This window comes from Rothia nasimurium (assembly GCF_014217215.1).
GTDB lineage: Bacteria > Actinomycetota > Actinomycetes > Actinomycetales > Micrococcaceae > Rothia > Rothia avistercoris.
In genome coordinates this window covers 1,037,136-1,055,663 of sequence record NZ_CP056080.1, presented here as the reverse complement: position 1 = coordinate 1,055,663, position 18,528 = coordinate 1,037,136, and the positions used below count along the sequence as shown (strand labels likewise).

Below are 18,528 nucleotides of genomic sequence, written 5' to 3'. Positions count from 1 at the left end.
AGACTGTATTCGAAGGAATCAAGCATGACTCGTAAAGTTGTGGTCACCGGCCTCGGCGCCACCACCCCCATCGGTGGGGATGTCCCGACGACCTGGGAAAATGCGCTTGCAGGTGTCTCAGGCATCACCACTATTGAAGAGCCCTGGGTTGAGGAATTCGACCTGCCGGTTTCGATTGCTGGCCGTGTGGCTGTAGATGCTGTTGATTCGGGCCGCCTGACTAAGGTTGAGGCTAAGCGCCTGGACCCCTCGGGTCAGCTGGCTTTGGTTGCTGCGCGTGAGGCCTGGGAGGACGCCGGTTTTAGCGGCCCTGACGCTGAGGCTGCTGAAGAGTGCGATCCGCTGCGGACCGCGGTTGCTTTTGGTACCGGTATCGGTGGTGTGTGGACTCTGCTTGATGCCTGGGATACTCTGCGCGAGAAGGGCCCTCGCCGTATGCTGCCTATGACGGTTCCCATGCTGATGCCCAACTCAAATGCTGCTGCCGTCTCGATGAATCTGAAGGCCCGTGGCGCTGCCCAGACCGTGGTGTCCGCCTGCGCATCGTCGACCGAAGCTCTCGAGCTCGGCCTGATGCTGATTCGCTCGGGTAAGGCCGATGTGGTGATTGCCGGTGGTTCTGAGGCTGCAATCCACCCCATGACGATTGGCGCCTTTGCAAAGATGCAGGCCCTATCGACCCGCAACGATGACCCTGCTGGTGCTTCCCGCCCCTACGATACCGGCCGCGACGGTTTTGTGATGGGTGAGGGCGGTGCTGCGCTAATTCTTGAATCTGAGGAGCACGCGCTGGCCCGCGGAGCCCGTATCTACGCGGAGCTGGCTGGCACCGGCGTCTCAGCGGACGCCCACCACATCACAGCTCCCGACCCGGCTGCTCTGGGTGCTACCCGCGCCCTGCAGGAGGCTCTGACCGATGGCGGTATTTCTCCCGAGCAGGTAGTGCACGTCAATGCGCACGCAACCTCTACTCCCGTGGGTGATATCCCCGAGTCCCTGGCTCTGCGTGAGGTCTTCGGGGAGCACACCGGCAAGGTAGCTGTATCTGCAACCAAGTCAATGACCGGTCACCTGCTCGGCGGTGCCGGTGCTCTTGAAGCTGTGCTGACTGTTCTTGCGGTTTACCACCGTAAGGCTCCCTGCACCATTAACCTGGAGAACAAGGACCCTGAGATTGACCTCGACGTTGTCACCGAGGCACGGGACCTTCCCGCCGGTGAGATTGTTGCTGTCTCGAACTCCTTTGGTTTTGGTGGCCACAACGCTGTAGCGGCTTTCCGTAGCATCAGTAACTAACACCGTGCTGGTCTAGCTTGTGAGAAAGGGCCCTTCTGCGCGAACTCTGGTTCGGGCAGAAGGGCCCTTTTCTGTGCTCTGTCTGGGGCGGGTGCTCTTGCCTTAGTCCCGGAGCCTGACGGTAGCACTGGCCGATGAGGCGTTAGGACGCAGGGGCTCAAGTTCGTCGTCCCAGGGCTGGCCAACAGCCGCAGAGAACTGCCGATAGAGTTCATCAAAATTACCGGCTGCCTTTTCGAAGGCGTAGCGGATGCGGTCTTCGGTCACGGTGAAGTTGCCCTGTAGATCTACCGGTAGGGTACAGATGCCGAGTTCTGGGGTGTGCATGATGCGTAAGGCATCGGAGGTTGCGGTGCGGCGCTCGGTGATTTCAAAGTAGCTGCCCCCGAAGTGCCGCAGGGTGGAGGCGATGAGGGCGGCTCCCCCGCTGTTGCCCTGCCAGCTGATATCTGCACGGTGGTAGCCCGGTTTCTGGGGTTGGGCTTGCCAGGTGGGGGTCAGCCGGTGGGCAGTGAGATTTTCAAGAGCCCAGGTAACGTGGCTTGTGAGGGCTGAGGGGATAGCCAGCAGAAAGATAAAACCACCGGTAGGGTTGCCGGTTGTCTCTGGCGGTAGGGGGACGGGCTGGCCGGTCTTTTCTGCTGGTGAAAACATGGTCTTCCCATCCTATACCTTCTGCCTTACCTTTAGGCCCGGGGGTGAGCCCTGCTATAGGCCTGGGCAAGGCGGTCTACCGAGACGTGGGTGTAGACCTGGGTGGTTGCTAAAGAACTGTGCCCAAGAAACTCTTGGACAGCTCTAATGTCTGCTCCCCCATCGACCATGTGGGTTGCAGCTGTATGGCGGAAGACGTGGGCGCCTGTGGCTTCGGTATCGCCCAAAGTACCCAGCAGGGTGGTAAGGTCTTGGCGAATCTGCCGGGGGTTGGCGCGTTTACCCTGGGGGCCGATGAAGAGGGCGTGTTGAGCTAGGGCACTTTTAGCTTCTTCTATCTCTGGAAGCCACTGCGGGCGTCCTACCATAACCCACCGGTTGAGGGCCTGCATAGCCTGGGCCCCAAAGGGCACGACCCGCTCTTTATTGCCCTTACCCAGCACGCGCAGGGTTCGCTGGTGACGGTCAATGCTTGCTAGGTCGAGACCGGTGAGCTCTGAGATGCGCAACCCGCTGGCGTAGAGTAGCTCCACTACCGCCTGAAGTCGCAGGAGTCGGGCATCCCGCGGGGTCTGCTCCAGAGCTGCTGTGAGGGTTGTGGTGAGGGCCTGCATCTGGGCTTCGCTGAGTACCGAGGGTAGGTGGTTGCTCTTCTTGGGGGTAGTGAGTTTGAGTGCCGGGTTGGCTTGGATGAGTTCTTCTTCCTCCGCCCAGGTGAAGAAGGTCCGCAAGGACGAGGTCCGCCGGGCCATAGAGCTCCGGGCAGCTTGTTTGCGGTGATGGTAGGCTAGCCAGTCTCGAATAACTTCAAGGGTAATGTGGGAGAGGTGGGTGGTGCCGTGCCTGCGAGCGTGGGCAAAGAAATCGGTGAGGTCAGAGACGTAGGCCCGAATTGTTTGGGGTGAGCGGTGGAGCTCGTAGGTGAGGTAGCGTTCAAAGGCTTCAAGGGCTCGTACGAACTCTCGGTCTTCGTCGACCGTGGAGGCCCCGATTTTGAGGGTGGTGGGTAGCTGGTCTGCAGGGTGCACCGTACTGCTCCTTCCTACCGGTGACTGATGTGAGGTCTTCATTCTATCCCCCGGAGCTTTCCGCCGATGGTTTGGTTTTTCGCCAGCCCATTCCTTCCTGTTCTGCGCAGTTGAGTCGGTTGAGTTGGGCTAGGGCGATCATGACTGTTCGGGTAGGTAGCGCAAGGTCAGCACTGAGCTGTTCGACAGTAGCCGGAGTGCGGAGGGGCAGTACGTCCCACACCCGTCTTTGCGTTTCGGTGAGCGAATCCAGGAGCTGCTGGTGGGCAGAAGGAGCTGAAAATAGGCTGGTTTGTTCTGCAGCTATCTCCGAAGTTCTGTCGTCAAGAATCTGCCGGGCATCGGTCACAAGCTGGGCTAGACCGTCTCGAATCAGACGGTGGCAGCCTTCTGAGGTTGGTGAAAAAATAGGGCCGGGTACAGCGTAGACGGGGCGCCCCAGTTCTAGGGCATGATGGGCGGTGTTGAGCGCGCCGCTGCGCCAGCGGGCTTCGATAACTATGCTGGCCCCGGTGAGAGCGGCGATGAGCCGGTTACGTTGGAGGAACCTGTAACGGGTGGGGTTCTGCCCCAGGGGAACCTCACTCAGCAGCAGGCCCCGTTCAATAATCTCGTGTAGCAGACGTTCATTGGGCTTGGGGTAAAGACGGTCAAGACCTCCCGCCATCAACGCTACCGTGGGCAGGGAAGACGTTGCTGTAGCGAGTGCAGCTCGATGGGCGGTGGCGTCTACGCCAAAGGCTCCGCCTGAGACCACCGTATAGCCCCGGTTTGCTAGTTCACCGGCCAGGTGGCTGGTTGCTGAGTTACCGTAGGAGCTGACATCGCGGGACCCCACTACCGCATAACTCTTTTCGGTGGTGAGCTGAGCCAGCAGCTGGCGGTCTCCCCTACCCCAGAGACCGACCGGAGTTTTTTCTGCGAGGTCATTCAAGGCCTGTGGCCAGTCTGGGTCTTCGGGTATACACAGCCAGCTGCCGCTGGCCCGGGCTAAAGCCGTATCTTGTTGTACGCTGATACCTGCCCGCCTGCTCTTCCACCGCTGCGTCCGTTCGCCGATGGCACTAGTTAGGGCAGATGCTGCAGAGACATCGTGTGCTCCTGCTTCCTCAAGGTAGCGGGCGAGAAGATGCGGAGTGAGCTCCTGACGGCCGGTGAGGTAGTCTGCGGCACGCACCGGTCCGACTAGCCGAAGCAGGGTGTAGGTGGCGACGTCCTCGGGGTCGGTAATGCGCAGGATCTCGGTGCGGGCTCTACGAATATCGTGGTGGGGGTCGTGATGTGTCATGTCTGGTAGCTTTCAGTGGCGTGGTTGCGGAAGTAGAGGGCAAGGTCAAGGTGGTCTCGGCTGGGGCTGGTGGCTCCATCTAAATCGGCTAAGGTCCAGGCTGTCCGTAGCACTCGGTCATAGCCGCGGGCTGTGAGGGTTCCGTGGTCCAGGGCGGTGGAGAGGGACGAGGTCAGTTGAGCTGAAAGCTTGAGAGGGCCTCGCAGAATCTTGCCGTTCGTCTCAGCATTGGTGGTCACGCCCAACGGGGTCAGTCTTTCCGCCTGGGCTTGGCGGGCTTGGCTAACCCGGTAACGGATTTCCTCTGAGCTTTCGTTGGTGCCGCTGGTTGCGAGGTCGGCAGCCGTTACTTTAGGGACGCTGATATGAAGATCGATACGGTCAAGCAGGGGCCCCGATAGCCGGCTGAAGTAGGACCTTCGCTCTCGACTGGTACAGGTGCAGTCTAGACCGCGACCCACGTTATAGCCGCAGGGGCAGGGGTTGGCAGCTAAAACGAGTTGGAACCTAGCCGGGTACCGGGCTGAAGCAGCTGAGCGACTAATAATGACTTCGCCACTTTCGAGGGGCTGGCGCAGAGAATCTAAAACGCTGCGCTTAAACTCCGGGGCTTCATCGAGAAAGAGGACGCCCCGGTGCGCCTTTGAGATGCACCCCGGCTTGGGCAGCCCGGCACCGCCTCCCATAATCGCAGGTGCGCTGGCAGTATGGTGGGGCGCTTCGAAGGGCGGCCTGGTCATCAGTTCGGTGAGCGGCTCCCCCGAACGGCAGAGCGAGTGCACCGCAGTGACATCTAGAGCTTCTTGTGGCGTGAGCGGAGGAAGAATACCGGGGAGGCGTTCTGCCAGCATGGTCTTGCCAGAACCGGGTGGGCCGGTCAGCAACAGGTGGTGGCCCCCTGCAGCCGCTATTTCAAGGGCTAGGCGTCCCTCCGTCTGCCCAGCAACATCTGCCATATCAGCGCTCTGCTGCGGGCTGCTGTGCTCCGCGCCCACCCTCTGGTTCCCTACCAGAACTGGTCTTTTGAGCTTTTCTGGTTCGGGGCAGCCCAGGAGTTCAAACACTTCAGCGAGACAGCTGACCCCGGTCACTTCAACCCCCTCTATGAGGGCTGCTTCTTGGGCGTTACCCTCGGGCACAATTACCCGCTCATGCCCAGCATCACGGGCAGCTTTGACGGCAGGTAGTACCCCGGGAACCTGTCGCACACTCCCATCGAGACCAACTTCGCCCAGGAAGACCGTGCGGCCTGATGAACCTAGCTGCCCCGCCGCCTGTTGGGCTGCCACCAACATGGCCACATCAAATGCCGAGCCGCGCTTGGGAAGGGTAGGCGGGGTGAGGTTGATGGTGAGTTTCTGGGGTGGCAGGGGCAGCCCGGAATTCTTCGCGGCAGACCGCACCCGGTCTTTGGCCTCGTTCAAAGAACTATCGGGCAGACCGAGCAGCACGAAGCCGGGTAGGGCAGATGAAATATCGGCTTCTACTTCGACGAGGTAGCCGGTGACGCCCACCAGAGCAACCGAATAGGTTCGTGCGAAGGCCACGGCTACACCACCGCCTGCCGATGCTCAAAGGTGAAATCAGTGAGGCTCCCGCACAGGGCAATAGCGTCTACTCTCATGGTGGAATAGGGAGCCCGGTTTTCTGCTAACCAGGCGTAGGCCAGGTGTCGTAGCATCTGGCATTTCCGGGCAGTAATGGATTCAAGCGGGTGCCCATAGCCCGCACCAGAACGGGTTTTAACCTCGATAAAGACCAGGGTTTGGTCGCTATCGCGCATAATCAAATCAAGTTCACCGCTCCACCGCGGCCGCTCTTCAGTTCGTACGGGCCGCCAGTTACGAGCTAAGAGGGTATAACCTTGCCGTTCTAAGACTGCCAGGGCGATATCTTCACCCCAGCGACCCACGTCTTTGGGCCGCAAGGACGCATGGGGTGAGGATGGCTGTAGTGCGGGGTTCATGGGGGGCCTCCTTCAAGTATCAGGGTTAGCCCCATCATGACCTGCTGTGTCTGGTTCTACCTACCTCTGTGCTGGCTGTGGATATCACCCCTTCCCTATACCACCAGGTCAGCGCCAGATAGCTCCCGTATTCACGCTCGTAAACGGTACAGCCGTGACGCAACCATGACGCCCCGCGTGTCCTTATCCCCAGCCAGCTGCACCGGGCGTCCGCGCATCTCTGCATACAAAAAACCCGCCCCTTCCCTCACGGGAAGGAGGCGGGCTCATACGCTAGTTTTTAGGCCGAACCGGGGTCGAAATCACTCATAGTCGGCACTACCAGGTCTTCAGCGGCAGCGCGTTCTTCAACGTTCACATCGCGCACCGAATACACCTTCACATTCTTAACAAATCGAGACTGGCGGAAAATATCCCACACCCACACGTCCTGCATCTCAACCTCAAAATACAAAGACCCGTCAGCGGTTCGCGGGGTCACCTGCACCTGGTTGGCCAGGTAAAAACGGCGATCGGTCTCAACGATATAGGTAAAGAGCTCAGCTACATTCTTGTACTCTTCATACAGGGCTAGCTGGGCACCTGACTCATAGCTCTCAAGATCCTCTTGGCTCATACTTCTTCCTTCTCTCGTTCCGCCATAGCCTGCTGGATTTGTGCTTCGGTAGCCGGCAGCGACCAGCTCAGCCGATGCAAGGGGGTGGGCCCCATCGTTTCTATCGCGGTGCGGTGGGCACCCGACCCGTAGCCCTTATTTTTCGCCCAGCCGTAGCCGGGGTAGCGGGCGTCCAGCTCGTCCATGAGGGTATCGCGCTCCACCTTAGCCACCACCGAAGCTGCCGCGATAGAGGCACAGCGGTAGTCACCCTTAATCTCCATCTGCACCGGCCCGAACCAGCCACCAGACTCCCCCGCCAGACCTGCCCAGGCTTCAGCCACCAGCCCACGGTAGAGGGCGGTTGCCGGGTCAAGGTCGGCAAAAAGGTCAGCCTCGGGAGCAGAAAGCCAGTTATGCTTGCCATCCAAGAGGACGGCGTCAGGGTAAGCCCCAGCCCGGGCCACCTGGGCAAGAGCCCGCTGCCCCGCTAAACGCAGGGAGGTGGTGATACCCAAAGCATCGATTTCAGCAGGGCTGGCGTGCCCCACCGCGGTCACGGCCCACTGCTTCACCTGCGGAGCCATCGCCACCCGCTTTTTCTCGGTCAGGGCCTTTGAATCGATGAGGCCCTCGATGCTGAGCTGGGCGCTCGCATCAATCACGGCTACCCCCACGGTAACCGGCCCGGCCAGCGGGCCGCGCCCCACCTCGTCCATACCCGCAACCAGGGTCTTGCCCGCTGCAAAAAGCTCGGTTTCGACACTCAGATTAGCGGACGCGGTTTCTTTAGTTGGCACGGTCTTACTCGGTATCGGGTACGTCGGCAAAGACATCGCTAGCCCCACCGACGAACGTGAAGTTAGACAGGGGCCAGGCAACGACGAAGACTTCGCCCACGACGTCGGCGTCGTTGATGAACTCTGTGCCGGTCTGAATATGGTAACGGGAGTCAGCAGAGTTAGAGCGGTTATCGCCCATGACGAAGTAGGAGTTCTGGGGAACGATCACGTCGAAGGGAAGCTCGGTGGGGCTTACACCGGGTTTGAGGTAGGTCTCGTCAATTTCTACGCCGTTGACGGTGATGCGACCATCGGCGGTACCCACGATGTGGTCACCGCCCACGCCTATCACGCGCTTGACCAGGTAGTTTGATGAGCTATCGGGCATAACCCCCACAAAGGCAAGCGCATCGCGTACGGGGTTAGAGCTGGTAGAGACAGGCATCCAGCCCTGGGTGTCCTTGAAGACCACGATGTCGCCGCGCTCGGCTTCGGTGAAGAGTCCACCTGCTACGTTCACAAAAACACGGTCGTTGATCTGCAGGGTATCTTCCATGGAGCTAGAAGGAATGTAAAATCCGCGAACCACAAAGGTTTTCAGCAGGAAGGCGATGAGCACCGCGTAGAGGATAATCAGGGTGTACTCTTTGAGCGCGCTATTTTCGCGGCGGCGCTTACCGCCGCGGGGCTTGTCGGTCGAGGCTGTGGTGGCGTCCTGTGTCGCTGCCTCGATGCTGTCTGAGTTCTTCTGCTGTTCCATGAGCCCGCACCCTTCTGCTGTGAACGTGTTTAGAGATAGTTTAGTGGTTTTAACTGGGAGCTTGACCAAAGCGGTGAGCCGGCCAGGCGATGAAGACCGGGGTGCCGATGATTTTCTCGGTGCGAATCATACCGCCACCGGGGGCCCCTAGCAGGGCCCGGGAGTCAGCGGACGCCGAGCGGTGGTCGCCCATCACCCACATGCGTCCTTCGGGCACCTGGACGCTAAAGCTCACCTCGCTGGCGCTGTCGCCGGGGTAAAGATAGGGCTCTTCGGAAGGCTGCCCATTGATCAGAAGATAGCCCTCGGCATCACAGCACTCGACGGTATCGCCAGCTACCCCGATGACGCGCTTGATGTAGACCGTATCTGAGCCCACTAACCCGAGCCACTGCCCCGCGGTTCTGAGCGGATCACGCACCCAGGGGCTGCCGGGCACATAGGGGGCAAAGGAGCCGGTACCGTCAAAAACGACCACATCGCCACGCTGGGGCTCGGTAGCTAGTTTTGAGACTAGAATACGGTCGCCCGGTTCGTAGGTGGGTTCCATGGAGCTTGAGGGTATGTAGAACACATCAATGAAAAAGGAACGAACCACCAGGAGCACGGTGAAGGCGAGGGCTGCGGCGACAGCAACAAGGCGCCAGCCCTGTAGAAAGGGTTGGCGCCTTGCCTCAGAAGAGTCGGCGTTTACGCCAGTCTCCATAAATCTGATGAAACCTAAATGGCTTAGGCTTCGCGCTTCTCGCGGATACGAGCAGCCTTACCGTGACGGTCGCGCATGTAGTAGAGCTTTGCACGGCGGACGTCACCGCGGGTGACAACCTCGATCTTTTCGATGACGGGAGAGTGTACGGGGAAGGTACGCTCTACGCCAACACCGAAGGAAACCTTGCGGACGGTGAAGGTTTCGCGGACGCCAGCACCCTGACGGCCAACAACGAAGCCCTTGAAGACCTGGACACGGCTGCGGTTACCTTCAACAATGTTGACGTGTACGTTCAGGGTGTCGCCGGGGCCGAACTCGGGGATGTCGGTGCGAAGTGACTTGTTATCAATGAAGTCAAGAGTCTGCATTGAGTTTCTCCGTGAATATCTCTGCCGCAGGTCAAACATATTCGATGTATGTCGCAGGCAGTGTCTAGGGGTCACCGGATGGTGCCAGACTGATGCTGTCTGCGATGAATTCTTTACTCACCGTGCTCTGAACGGTCAGAGCCGGTGGTTCACGCTGTTATAGGTCGCTCTTCCCCCTGCGGCAGGGGCGTGCCCAGCATGAACACAAATAAAAATTATCCCACAGAAAACCCGCCTGCACCAGGGGTGCCGGGTCGGGCGTCCGCGTGTTGCCTGTGAGCTTACCTACTTTACCGACCTTCGCTCAAAAGCTCGGCCTCGCGCTCAGCTTTTTGGGCAGCTTTCTGCTCGGTGTGTAGCTCCTGCAGGAGCTTGCGGTCTTTCTTGTCCCAGTTCTCTGCGGGGTAGGCCTTGACCATATCGGGGCGGCGGGCAAAGGTGCGCTTGATTTGCTCGTCGCGGCGCCAGCGGGCGATAGCGCCATGGTTGCCAGAGAGCAGGACTGGCGGCACCTGCTGGTTTCGCCAGGTGGCGGGTTTGGTGTAGACCGGGTACTCCAGCAGCCCGCCGGTGTGGGACTCTTCGGCCAGGGACTCCGGGTTGCCCATGGCACCGGGAATCAGGCGGGTAATGGCCTCAATCATCACCATCACTGCCACTTCACCCCCGTAGAGCACGTAGTCGCCGATTGATACGGGCAGCACCCTAAATTCCTGCTCAGCCCAGTCCAGTACACGCTCGTCAATGCCTTCGTAGCGGGCCGGGGCGAACACGATGTGCTCTTCTTCTGCCAGGTCGTAGGCCAGCTGCTGGTTGAAGACGGTGCCGGCAGGTGAGGGCACGATGAGCAGGGGTTTGCCCCCGTCCGCCCGTGCGGACGCTGGTGAGGCGGCAAGTGCCTGATCCAGGGCAAGGCCCCAGGGCTCGGGTTTCATAACCATGCCCGCTCCCCCGCCGTAGGGGGTGTCGTCAACGGTTTTGTGGCGGTCGAAGGCGAAGTCACGCAGGTTGGTCAGGTGCAGGTCGACCTTGCCCGATTCGCGGGCTTTGCCCATGAGGGAGAGCTCTAGCGGGGCCAGGTATTCGGGGAAGATGGTGATGACGTCAAAGCGCATGAGCGTTAGTTGTGTTCACTCTCGGTCTCGGGTTCTGCTTCTTCATCGTCGCTGTTGAGTTCGAGCAGACCGGCGGGAGGGTTGATGATGATGTAGCCCTCTTCGGTGTCGATAGCGGGGATAAGTTCTTCAACGAAGGGGATCATAACCTCTTCACCGTCTGCGGTGTTTTCGAGAATCAGCAGGTCCTGGGTGGGCATGGTCTGCAGGCCGGTGACGATGGCAATAGGTTCTTCGGGTAGGTAGCCATCCTTGATGTCGGCAGCCAGGTAGACGGGCAGGTCGAGCAGTTCGTGCTCGTAGTAGCCTTCTTCGTCGCTGTCAGTGTCGGTTTCTGCGGAGGAGTCGAAGGTGAGGCGGGTGTCGCGGAGTTCTTCGGCCTGGTTGCGGTTGGTGACTTCTTCGAAGGCTACGACCAGGATTTTTTTGTTCCAGCGGGATTTTTTGACGGTGAGGGTGCCAGCGGGGGCGATGGTGCCTGCGGTACTTGCGGGGTTGAAGTTTTCGATGTCGAGTACGGCCCCGGGAGCGAAGCGTTCTTCGGGGGCGTCGGTGAAGAGCTGGACGGTGACTTCGCCGCGGATGCCGTGGGGTTTGCCGATGCGGGCGACCTGTACCTGCACGCGTATCTCCTTGGGGGTAAAGGTGTTGTGGGGTTTGGGTCTAACTTTACCGGGTTTTGCGGACGCCGGTGGGTAGGTACAAGAAAGCCCCTACCGCTGATAAGCGGTAGGGGCTTCTTGAGAAGTATTCAGTTAGCGTCGTCGGTCGGTGTCGATGACGTCTACGCGCACGTGGTCGCCGTCGTTGATGGCGTTGACCACGGTGCGGATGCTCTTGGCGGTGCGGCCGGAGCGGCCAATGACACGGCCAAGGTCATCAGGGTTCACGCGAACCTCCAGGGTTTCGCCCCGGCGGCCGGTTTTGGCGCGCACCTGGACGTCGTCTGGGTTGTCGACGATACCCCGAACGAGGTGTTCGAGAGCGTCAGCCAACATGATTACTCAGCTGCTTCCTCAGAAGCTGCTTCTTCAGCAGCCTCTTCTGCGGGAGCTTCTTCAGCCTTGTCCTCGCCCTTGGGGGTGATTGCCTCGGGAAGGATGACGGAACCCTTTTCGGGAACAACGAACTCGGGCTTGGCGTCAACGGGCTTTACGGTTGACTCAGCCTTTTCGCCCTTGGCAGCAGCCAGGTCGCCGGTCAGCTTCAGCAGAGCAGCTACCTGCTCGGTGGGCTGGGCGCCAACTGACAGCCAGTACTGGGCACGCTCTGAGTTGATCTCGATGCGTGAGGGGTTCTCGGTCGGGTGGTAAATGCCGATTTCCTCGATAGCCTTACCGTCACGCTTGGTGCGTGAGTCAGCTACTACAACACGGTAGCGGGGATCGCGGATTTTACCGAAACGCTTCAGACGAATTTTAACAGCCACTGTAGTGGTTTCTCCTGTTTTCTATAACTGTTCGAGGTCAGGGGTCAGCTCGTGGGGCGGGCTTCGTCAAGACCTCTGCGGACACAATTTCTCCCGGATGAGAGGGGCCGGGAAAAATCGAGTACCCGTCAAGTATGCCAGCTCCGCCCTGCTTAATCTAGGGTTACGCTCTATGGAGTGAGCGTGTTGTGAGCAAGCTGACCGTGTTTATTTCTTCAGCGCCTGCTTCCAGCTCACCGAGGTTCCGCCGCGCATGATGTTGGCGCGGTAGATGCGGGCACCGAGCCGGGTGAGGAGGGCGGCTACTGCCAGGGTGAGGGCGAGGGCGATTAGGGGTTCCCAGAGGGCTACGTCTTCGGTGAGCAGGCGGCGGGGCATAGCAATGGAGGATAGGACAGGCACAAAGGAGACAATCTTGAGCCAGGTTCCTGAGACGTAGATACCGGCGAAGAGGGCGGCGATGAGCACCATGGTGATGGGGTTGGAGAGGTTGGCGATGTCTTCGATGCGGGCTGCCATGGCACCGACGGCGGCCCAGATGGTGGCGATGGCTGCAAAACCGACGATGTAGAAGAGAGCGAACCAGCCGGCCGAGGGTAGGATCCAGCCGAATTCTGAGGCGCTTCCGGTGACTTGCATGCCGATGAGGCCGGCGACTGCGTAGATGGCTACTTGCAGGATGGCGAGCACGATGTTGCCCACGATTTTTCCGGCAAGGAGCTGGCCGAGCGGTATGGCGGTGGCGATGATTTCGACGATGCGGTTTTGTTTTTCTTCGACCACGGAGTTGGCGATGGCTACGCCGAAGAACACGGTAGTCATGTAGAAAATCATGGCGAAGACCATGGCGATGAGGAAGGCAAGGCCGGCGTTTTGGTTGCCGGAGAGGACGCTGGTGCTCACCTGGGTACCCGCGGCCAGGGCTTCGAGGTCAACGCCTGCGGCAGCTGCGTTTTCGGCTGTAACGGTGGAGGTGATGACGGCGCTCAGTTCAGTGACCAGGCTGTTGTCAGGGGAAGAGTCAAAGACGAGTTCCCAGCCCTGGTCGGTGGGGGCGAGGTAGGCGTCCGCGTCCCCGTCGGCAACGAGGGTACGGGCGGCGTCCGCGCTGTCGACCTGGGTGGCGGTGTAATTAGTGTTCTCGTCGCTGCTGGCTTCAGCAGCAGCGACCAGGGAGGTGGCTCGGTCGTCGCTGGTGGCTACGGTGTAGTCGGTTGACCCCGAGCTCATAAAGTAAGGGATGAGGATTGCGGCCAGGATGATGACGAGGGAGAAGATGGTTCCGCCGATGAAGGATTTGTCGCGCAGCTTGACCATGATTTCGCGGGTTGCGACGATTTGCCAGGCGTTTTTGGGGGCGGTGCTGGGGCGGGTGGGTGCGGTGTTCATTGGCCGGTGACCTTTCGGTAGATGTCGCCGAGGGTGGGGAGCTGGCGGGAGAACTCGTGTATGTCGTGCTCTAGGCCAACACTGAGGATCTGGTGGCGGACGCTGGCCAGGTCAGCGCCGGGGGCCAGTTCGAGGACGGCGTCGGTGCCGGAGACGTCGAGGACGTTGATCCCGGCCAGATCGCGGAGCCAGGCGGCGTCCGCCCCACCCCGGTAGAGGTAGCGGGGGGCGCCTGATTCGCGCAGTTCGGTGGCGCTACCGCTGGCACGGACGGTTCCGCCGTGCAGAATAACGACGCGGTCGCAGAGACGGTCAACCAGATCGAGCTGGTGGGACGAGAAAAGGATGGGGACCCCACCACGCATAAGCTCGCGCATCATGGAGACCATGGTGTCTACGGCTTTAGGGTCAAGGCCAGAGAAGGGTTCGTCGAGGATCAGGGCGGTGGGCTGGTGCAGGATAGAGGCTACAATCTGCACCCGCTGCTGGTTGCCGAGGGAGAGAGATTCGAGCTTGTCGTTCAGGCGCTCCCCCAATCCCAGTTCGGTGAGGTGATCGGTGGCGATGCTGCGGGCGGTGCTGGCGCTCATACCGCGCAGCTGACCCAGGTAGACGAGCTGGGCCAGGATAGCCTGCTTGGGGTAGAGGCCGCGTTCTTCGGGCATGTAGCCAAAACCCGCGCGGTCTGCGGCGGTAATGGGACGGCCGCCGTAGAGTACCTGCCCTTCGGTGGGTTCAAGCAGGCCCATGATCATGCGCATGGTGGTGGTTTTACCCGCGCCGTTAGCGCCAAGAAAGCCGGTCATGGAGCCGGGTTCAACGGTAAAACTCACCTTTTCTACAGCGGTGGTGGCACCGGATCCGCTGCCGTAGACCTTGGTAAGGTCACTCACTTCTATGGTTCGGTCAGTCATGGGACACTTCCTTTGGATAGCTTCTACCTCAAGTCTAGGAAGGCTGTAAGCATAACAACTCCCCCGCCGGGTGGAGCCGGGCGGGGGAGATTGTGGCCGGACGCTGAGAAGCTGGGTTGAGGATCTAGGCTAGCCCTACCCGGTGGGCGAAGATAACGGCGCCGACGCGGTCGCGGCTGTGGGTCTTAGCCAGGATGTTAGAAACGTGCGTCTTGACGGTTGCCGCACCGAGGAAGAGTTTTTCTGCGATTTCTGCGTTGGTGAGGCCCTGGGCGAGTAGCTCTAGGGTTTCTTTCTCTCTGGGGGTGAGTGCGCCCAAGGCGAAGGCGTCCTCGGGGCTCAGCTCCTGGGCGGAGCGTACTCCCCCGCTCTTGCTTGCCCCTAAGCTGCCTGCCTGCGCGGTGGCGTCCTGCCCCTTGGTCTGCTCCACAAAACGGGCAATGAGCGGCAGGGTCATCTCGGGCGACAGCAGGGCCAGACCGCCGGCAACCTTACGGATGGCTTCAACCAGCTCGTCGGCGTCTGAGGTTTTGAGCAGGAAGCCGCTGGCCCCGGCTTGCAGGGATGAGAAGAGGTAGTCCTCGCGGTCGAAGGTGGTGAGGATTAGGACGGACGTGCCCGGCAGCTTCTCGGTGAGGGCGGCTGTGGCGGTGATTCCGTCCATCACGGGCATTTGAACGTCCATGAGCACCACATCGGGGCGGGTGGCTTCGGCAAGGTCAAGGGCTTCGGCTCCGTTGCGGGCCTGGCCGACCACCTCGATGTCGTCCTCCATCGAGAGAATGAGGGCGAAACCGGAACGTACCATGTCTTGGTCGTCAGCTAACAGTACTTTGAGGGTCATGAGGTGCTCCTAGAGGCGTGGGCGTCGTGGGTTTCGTCAATGTCTATGGGGAAGCGTACCTGTACCTTCCAGCCGGGGGCGCCGCGGCGGCGTCCGGTCCAGCAGGTACCTCCCAGGGCGGCAGCCCGTTCCCGGATACCCTGCAGACCGTAGCCGTGGCGGCTGGGATCGGGTATGTATTCTTGACCTTCACCTCGCTCCGGGCCGGTGGCGGGCCCGTCATCGGTGACCTCTAATTCAGCCCAGCGGGCACCGGGGCTGCCGCCGGTACGCAGGGCCAGCACCGCATTCTGGGCAGCTGAATGTTTGCGCACGTTGGTCAGGGCTTCTTGAGCCATGCGGTAGATGGACAGCTGGGTTCCCTGGTGAAGGTGGGTCAGCCGGGCAAGGTCCTGCTCCCCTACCTGCAGCCGGGTCTGGACACCGACCGAGCTCATGTGCTCTACCAGGTCAAAAATTTCAGCGACCTGGGGTTCTTTCGCCGAACCGCCGCCGTGCTCAGCCTCCCCGGCGGCACGCATGACTCGAATCAGGTTCTTCATTTCAGAGACCGACGAGCGGGCCAGCTTTTCTATGTTGGCCAGGGGCTCTACTGCCAGTTCAGGTTTCTTGCTCAGGGCCCGGCGGGCTGCTGCCGCCTGAATCCCCATGGACGAGACATGGTGGCCCACCGAGTCGTGGAGTTCCCTGGCGATGCGCAGGCGGTCGCGGGTCACGGCGTCCTGGGCCATCTGCTCAGCCTGCCGCTCTAGCTGCTGGGCCTGGGCCGCAAGGACAGTCCGTTGGTAGGCCTGGTTCCAGGCCGTGCGCCCCATCAGGGCTGCGCACCCGTAGTAGAAAAGATTCGTGACGAAAGCCATCACATAGCCGGCGGTCGCCTGACTAAAAGGCCCGCCGGAGTACTCTTCAACGCCCGCCATCCTGTAGGCCGAGTCGATCACGACCCAGGTAAGCACAATCCAGATGAGGGCGGCGGTGCAGACCAGGGCGTAGACAATCCAGGTCATCGTGCGGTTCTTGCCCCAGGCGATACCGGCATAGAGCACCGCAAAGTAGCAGAGCTGGTAGCTCAGGGTAGCGGGCGCTATTTCAGACACATAGCTCAGAGCAAAGAAGAGCGCGGTGGCCAGGAGCATCATGCTCAGCGGGTAGACGCGGCGGAAAATAAGCGGCAGCGTCATCGCCGCAGCGGCCCAGTAGGAGTAGTGAATCTGCTGGGTATCGTCCCCCAGAAAACCTGCGGAGTGGTAGGCGGTGTTCAGTAGCAGGGTTGCGGCGAGCACCACGAGCCAGACCAGCACGTCCCGGCGCAAGGACGCCGCCGGCGGGGTGGGGCGCTCCCAGTCGGGGTCTATCTGTGAGAAGGAAAAACGGGTGGCTGTGTTCACCTGCCCACTGTATCAAGAGCGGGGCGCTGGCGGCTCCCCCGCGAGGCGGAAGGAGCCGGGTTCCTAGTCGCGAGCGCCGAAGAACCGCCCCAGCTGCTTCCGGGCAAGCTGCCCTGCCTGGCGGCCGAGCTTCTGGGCGTTGCGGACGACTTTGGGGGGTTGCGGCTCGGAGGTTTCTTCTGCCTGCTGCTGGGCCTGGGCCCGGAGCTCTTCGGTCAGTGAGAGGGGCCGCACCCGATGGTGTTCGACCGTGGGCAGTTTCTCGGCTACCTGCAGGCGGTGGTAGACCCTTGCGATGACCAGTTCGGCTGCGCCCGTAGCCCCGAGGGTGGCTGCTGCGATGAGGGCAGCGCGGGGTGAACGCCCCTGCGCTACGCGCCGGGCTGCCCACAGGGCCAGGGCGCCAGAGGCACCGAGCTGGGCGGTGGCGTCCGCTGTGAGAAGCCAAGGGCGTTCCCTAATTTCCCGGCTCACGGTGCTGAGTGTATCGGTGCCGTTGGGGTAGGCGGTGACGCTCTCCTTGAAGCGCTCCAGCCCGTTCATATCGGGGGCGAATTTTCGGTAGCCCACGAACTCATCAAGGTGCACAGTCCCGGTGAGCACCTTGAGCAGCTCTTCGGGAAGTTCGAGGGCATGGATGGTGGATTCCAGCCCGTCGGAACTTTCGCAGTCCAGCACGTAGTTGGTCAGGCGGTTAGCGGTTTGTTCATCGAGCCCGTAGAGCCAGATGAGCTGTTCGAGCTGGTCACGGGCGGCTAGCTCCCTGAACGGTGCCGGGAGTAGGCCCGGCAGACTCCAGGCCAGGTTGCCCACTTCGCTGGAGGCCCGTTCAAGGGCAGAGCCGATTTTTGTGAGGGGAGACCAGCTGAAAGTCAGCACGGTGCCCACCAGACCTGCATCGGGAGTGCCCATAACCTGATTAACCCAGTCGGTGACGCTACCGGTTTCGGGGCCGGTAGAATCGGCCGGGAGCACGAAGGTCAGATTCTGACCGAAGAGGGTCTGCTCAGCCACAATCGAGGGTACGTTCATGGCTTCAAGCAGGTTGGCCAGGGTGCGGGGGTCGGCGGTGAGCAGTGACCAGCCCTTATCGGCAGGTGCCGCCTCAACCTCACCGGCCATGAGCTCAGGCTGCATGTAGGTAGCAAGATCAGCCATCGACAGTTCCACCAGCGCAGCACTCACCCCGTGCGGGTCAAGGCTCAGGGAATCGGTGCCCTGGGAGAAGGACGCCAGGTGGTAGTCCTCCCCCGGCTTTTGGGGCAGAAGGTCAGCGGCACCCGGGAAGAGGGCGTCCAGCTGATTCAAGAACTCGTTCAGGGGCTCACCGGGCAGCAGCACCCCGGTGCTGTCGGTCTCCACGGTGCGCAAGGACGCCTGCCCCGGCACCCGCTCGCACAGCACGAAGAGCTGGGCGCGGCGTCCGTCCGTCTCAAGGGCCGTCACCGTCGCCACCGACTCTAAATAGCCCGTTAGCTGAGGGGTGATCTCCCAGTTCAGCTCTTCCATCGCGGCCAGAGCCTCTGGGGTGGGGTCGTCGGTCAGCGCCTGAAGTTCCTCTGCGGTGACCTCAGTAGGCACCTGGTCAGGCTCTGCCAGGAGCTCTTCGCTCCCCTGCTCTGCCTGCATAATCTGCTGAATCAGGTCATCGAACTTATCGGGGTCGGCAGCGAGCTCCTCGACACTCTTGATGTCTTCATCGGTGTACTCGTAGCTCTGGTCAGCTCCCTGCGCCTGATCCCGAATCATGCCGATAATGCTCTCTAGCTGATCCCGAACCTGCTGCTCAACGTCAGCAGGCAGGGCAAGCTGCTCACCGGCGTCCGCCCCCTGCTGAGTATCAGACGCGCCGCTGTACAGGGCGGGCACTAGCTCCCGCCAGCTCCCCCAGGGCTGGGCACGATCAATGCGCAGACGCACCCACAGCACATCAGAACCCACAACCTCCCCGCGGGAGGCACCCTGCTGGGCGGGGTCACGGTGTGATTCAGTCATATGCTTAC

General features: G+C 61.0%; 20 protein-coding genes. 1 reads left to right on the top strand and 19 read right to left on the bottom strand.

Annotated elements, in window-relative coordinates:
• Nucleotides 1-24 precede the first annotated feature (24 nt).
• Entirely contained in the window at nucleotides 25-1,296 is a 1,272-nt protein-coding gene (gene fabF, locus HWU94_RS04920; RefSeq protein WP_185174556.1) for a beta-ketoacyl-ACP synthase II, read from the top strand.
• 102 nt (nucleotides 1,297-1,398) lie between these two features.
• Here fabF and HWU94_RS04915 read toward each other — a convergent pair whose 3' ends face one another.
• From HWU94_RS04915 to HWU94_RS04825, 19 genes are all read right to left on the bottom strand, one after another.
• Nucleotides 1,399-1,950 (bottom strand): DUF3145 family protein, encoded by a 552-nt coding sequence (locus HWU94_RS04915; RefSeq protein WP_185174555.1) that lies wholly within the window; start codon nucleotides 1,948-1,950, stop codon nucleotides 1,399-1,401.
• Nucleotides 1,951-1,982: 32 nt separating this feature from the next.
• Nucleotides 1,983-2,978 carry a tyrosine recombinase XerC gene (locus HWU94_RS04910; RefSeq protein WP_244956031.1) on the bottom strand — a complete coding sequence of 332 codons (996 nt, stop codon included), beginning with the start codon at nucleotides 2,976-2,978 and terminating at the stop codon, nucleotides 1,983-1,985.
• A gap of 43 nt (nucleotides 2,979-3,021) precedes the next feature.
• Complete coding sequence (dprA, locus tag HWU94_RS04905; RefSeq protein ID WP_185174553.1) at nucleotides 3,022-4,266, bottom strand: DNA-processing protein DprA; 1,245 nt, start codon at nucleotides 4,264-4,266, stop codon at nucleotides 3,022-3,024.
• Nucleotides 4,263-5,813, bottom strand: a complete 1,551-nt coding sequence (locus HWU94_RS04900; RefSeq protein WP_185174552.1) for a YifB family Mg chelatase-like AAA ATPase — start codon at nucleotides 5,811-5,813, stop codon at nucleotides 4,263-4,265. The genes dprA and HWU94_RS04900 overlap by 4 nt, the downstream gene beginning before the upstream one ends.
• A gap of 2 nt (nucleotides 5,814-5,815) precedes the next feature.
• Nucleotides 5,816-6,232 (bottom strand): YraN family protein, encoded by a 417-nt coding sequence (locus tag HWU94_RS04895; protein ID WP_185174551.1) that lies wholly within the window; start codon nucleotides 6,230-6,232, stop codon nucleotides 5,816-5,818.
• A 280-nt stretch (nucleotides 6,233-6,512) separates the two neighbouring features.
• The gene (locus HWU94_RS04890) at nucleotides 6,513-6,848 is read right to left on the bottom strand and encodes a DUF2469 family protein (protein ID WP_185174550.1); all 336 of its coding nucleotides are present in this window, start codon (nucleotides 6,846-6,848) and stop codon (nucleotides 6,513-6,515) included.
• A complete protein-coding gene (locus HWU94_RS04885; RefSeq protein WP_244956030.1) occupies nucleotides 6,845-7,627 on the bottom strand; it encodes a ribonuclease HII in 783 nt (260 codons plus the stop codon). Before HWU94_RS04885 ends, HWU94_RS04890 begins: the two co-directional genes overlap by 4 nt.
• Nucleotides 7,628-7,631: 4 nt before the next feature.
• The gene (gene lepB / locus HWU94_RS04880) at nucleotides 7,632-8,369 is read right to left on the bottom strand and encodes a signal peptidase I (RefSeq protein WP_185174548.1); all 738 of its coding nucleotides are present in this window, start codon (nucleotides 8,367-8,369) and stop codon (nucleotides 7,632-7,634) included.
• Between the two features lie 49 nt (nucleotides 8,370-8,418).
• On the bottom strand, nucleotides 8,419-9,075 hold the full coding sequence (gene lepB, locus HWU94_RS04875; protein WP_185174547.1) for a signal peptidase I: 657 nt from the start codon (nucleotides 9,073-9,075) through the stop codon (nucleotides 8,419-8,421).
• A 23-nt stretch (nucleotides 9,076-9,098) separates the two neighbouring features.
• The gene (gene rplS, locus HWU94_RS04870) at nucleotides 9,099-9,446 is read right to left on the bottom strand and encodes a 50S ribosomal protein L19 (protein WP_135011098.1); all 348 of its coding nucleotides are present in this window, start codon (nucleotides 9,444-9,446) and stop codon (nucleotides 9,099-9,101) included.
• 290 nt (nucleotides 9,447-9,736) lie between these two features.
• Nucleotides 9,737-10,561 carry a tRNA (guanosine(37)-N1)-methyltransferase TrmD gene (gene trmD / locus HWU94_RS04865; RefSeq protein ID WP_185174546.1) on the bottom strand — a complete coding sequence of 275 codons (825 nt, stop codon included), beginning with the start codon at nucleotides 10,559-10,561 and terminating at the stop codon, nucleotides 9,737-9,739.
• Between the two features lie 5 nt (nucleotides 10,562-10,566).
• Nucleotides 10,567-11,184 carry a ribosome maturation factor RimM gene (gene rimM, locus HWU94_RS04860; protein ID WP_185174545.1) on the bottom strand — a complete coding sequence of 206 codons (618 nt, stop codon included), beginning with the start codon at nucleotides 11,182-11,184 and terminating at the stop codon, nucleotides 10,567-10,569.
• 132 nt (nucleotides 11,185-11,316) lie between these two features.
• Complete coding sequence (locus tag HWU94_RS04855; RefSeq protein ID WP_135011094.1) at nucleotides 11,317-11,559, bottom strand: RNA-binding protein; 243 nt, start codon at nucleotides 11,557-11,559, stop codon at nucleotides 11,317-11,319.
• A gap of 2 nt (nucleotides 11,560-11,561) precedes the next feature.
• Nucleotides 11,562-11,990 carry a 30S ribosomal protein S16 gene (gene rpsP, locus HWU94_RS04850; protein WP_185174544.1) on the bottom strand — a complete coding sequence of 143 codons (429 nt, stop codon included), beginning with the start codon at nucleotides 11,988-11,990 and terminating at the stop codon, nucleotides 11,562-11,564.
• A gap of 207 nt (nucleotides 11,991-12,197) precedes the next feature.
• Nucleotides 12,198-13,379 (bottom strand): ABC transporter permease, encoded by a 1,182-nt coding sequence (locus HWU94_RS04845; RefSeq protein WP_185174543.1) that lies wholly within the window; start codon nucleotides 13,377-13,379, stop codon nucleotides 12,198-12,200.
• The gene (locus HWU94_RS04840) at nucleotides 13,376-14,293 is read right to left on the bottom strand and encodes an ABC transporter ATP-binding protein (protein WP_185174542.1); all 918 of its coding nucleotides are present in this window, start codon (nucleotides 14,291-14,293) and stop codon (nucleotides 13,376-13,378) included. The genes HWU94_RS04845 and HWU94_RS04840 overlap by 4 nt, the downstream gene beginning before the upstream one ends.
• A 124-nt stretch (nucleotides 14,294-14,417) precedes the next feature.
• Complete coding sequence (locus HWU94_RS04835; protein WP_185174541.1) at nucleotides 14,418-15,137, bottom strand: response regulator transcription factor; 720 nt, start codon at nucleotides 15,135-15,137, stop codon at nucleotides 14,418-14,420.
• A complete protein-coding gene (locus HWU94_RS04830) occupies nucleotides 15,134-16,525 on the bottom strand; it encodes a sensor histidine kinase (RefSeq protein ID WP_185174540.1) in 1,392 nt (463 codons plus the stop codon). The genes HWU94_RS04835 and HWU94_RS04830 overlap by 4 nt, the downstream gene beginning before the upstream one ends.
• 63 nt (nucleotides 16,526-16,588) lie before the next feature.
• Nucleotides 16,589-18,520: a hypothetical protein gene (locus tag HWU94_RS04825; protein ID WP_185174539.1), complete on the bottom strand. Its 1,932-nt coding sequence runs from the start codon at nucleotides 18,518-18,520 to the stop codon at nucleotides 16,589-16,591.
• Nucleotides 18,521-18,528 lie beyond the last annotated feature (8 nt).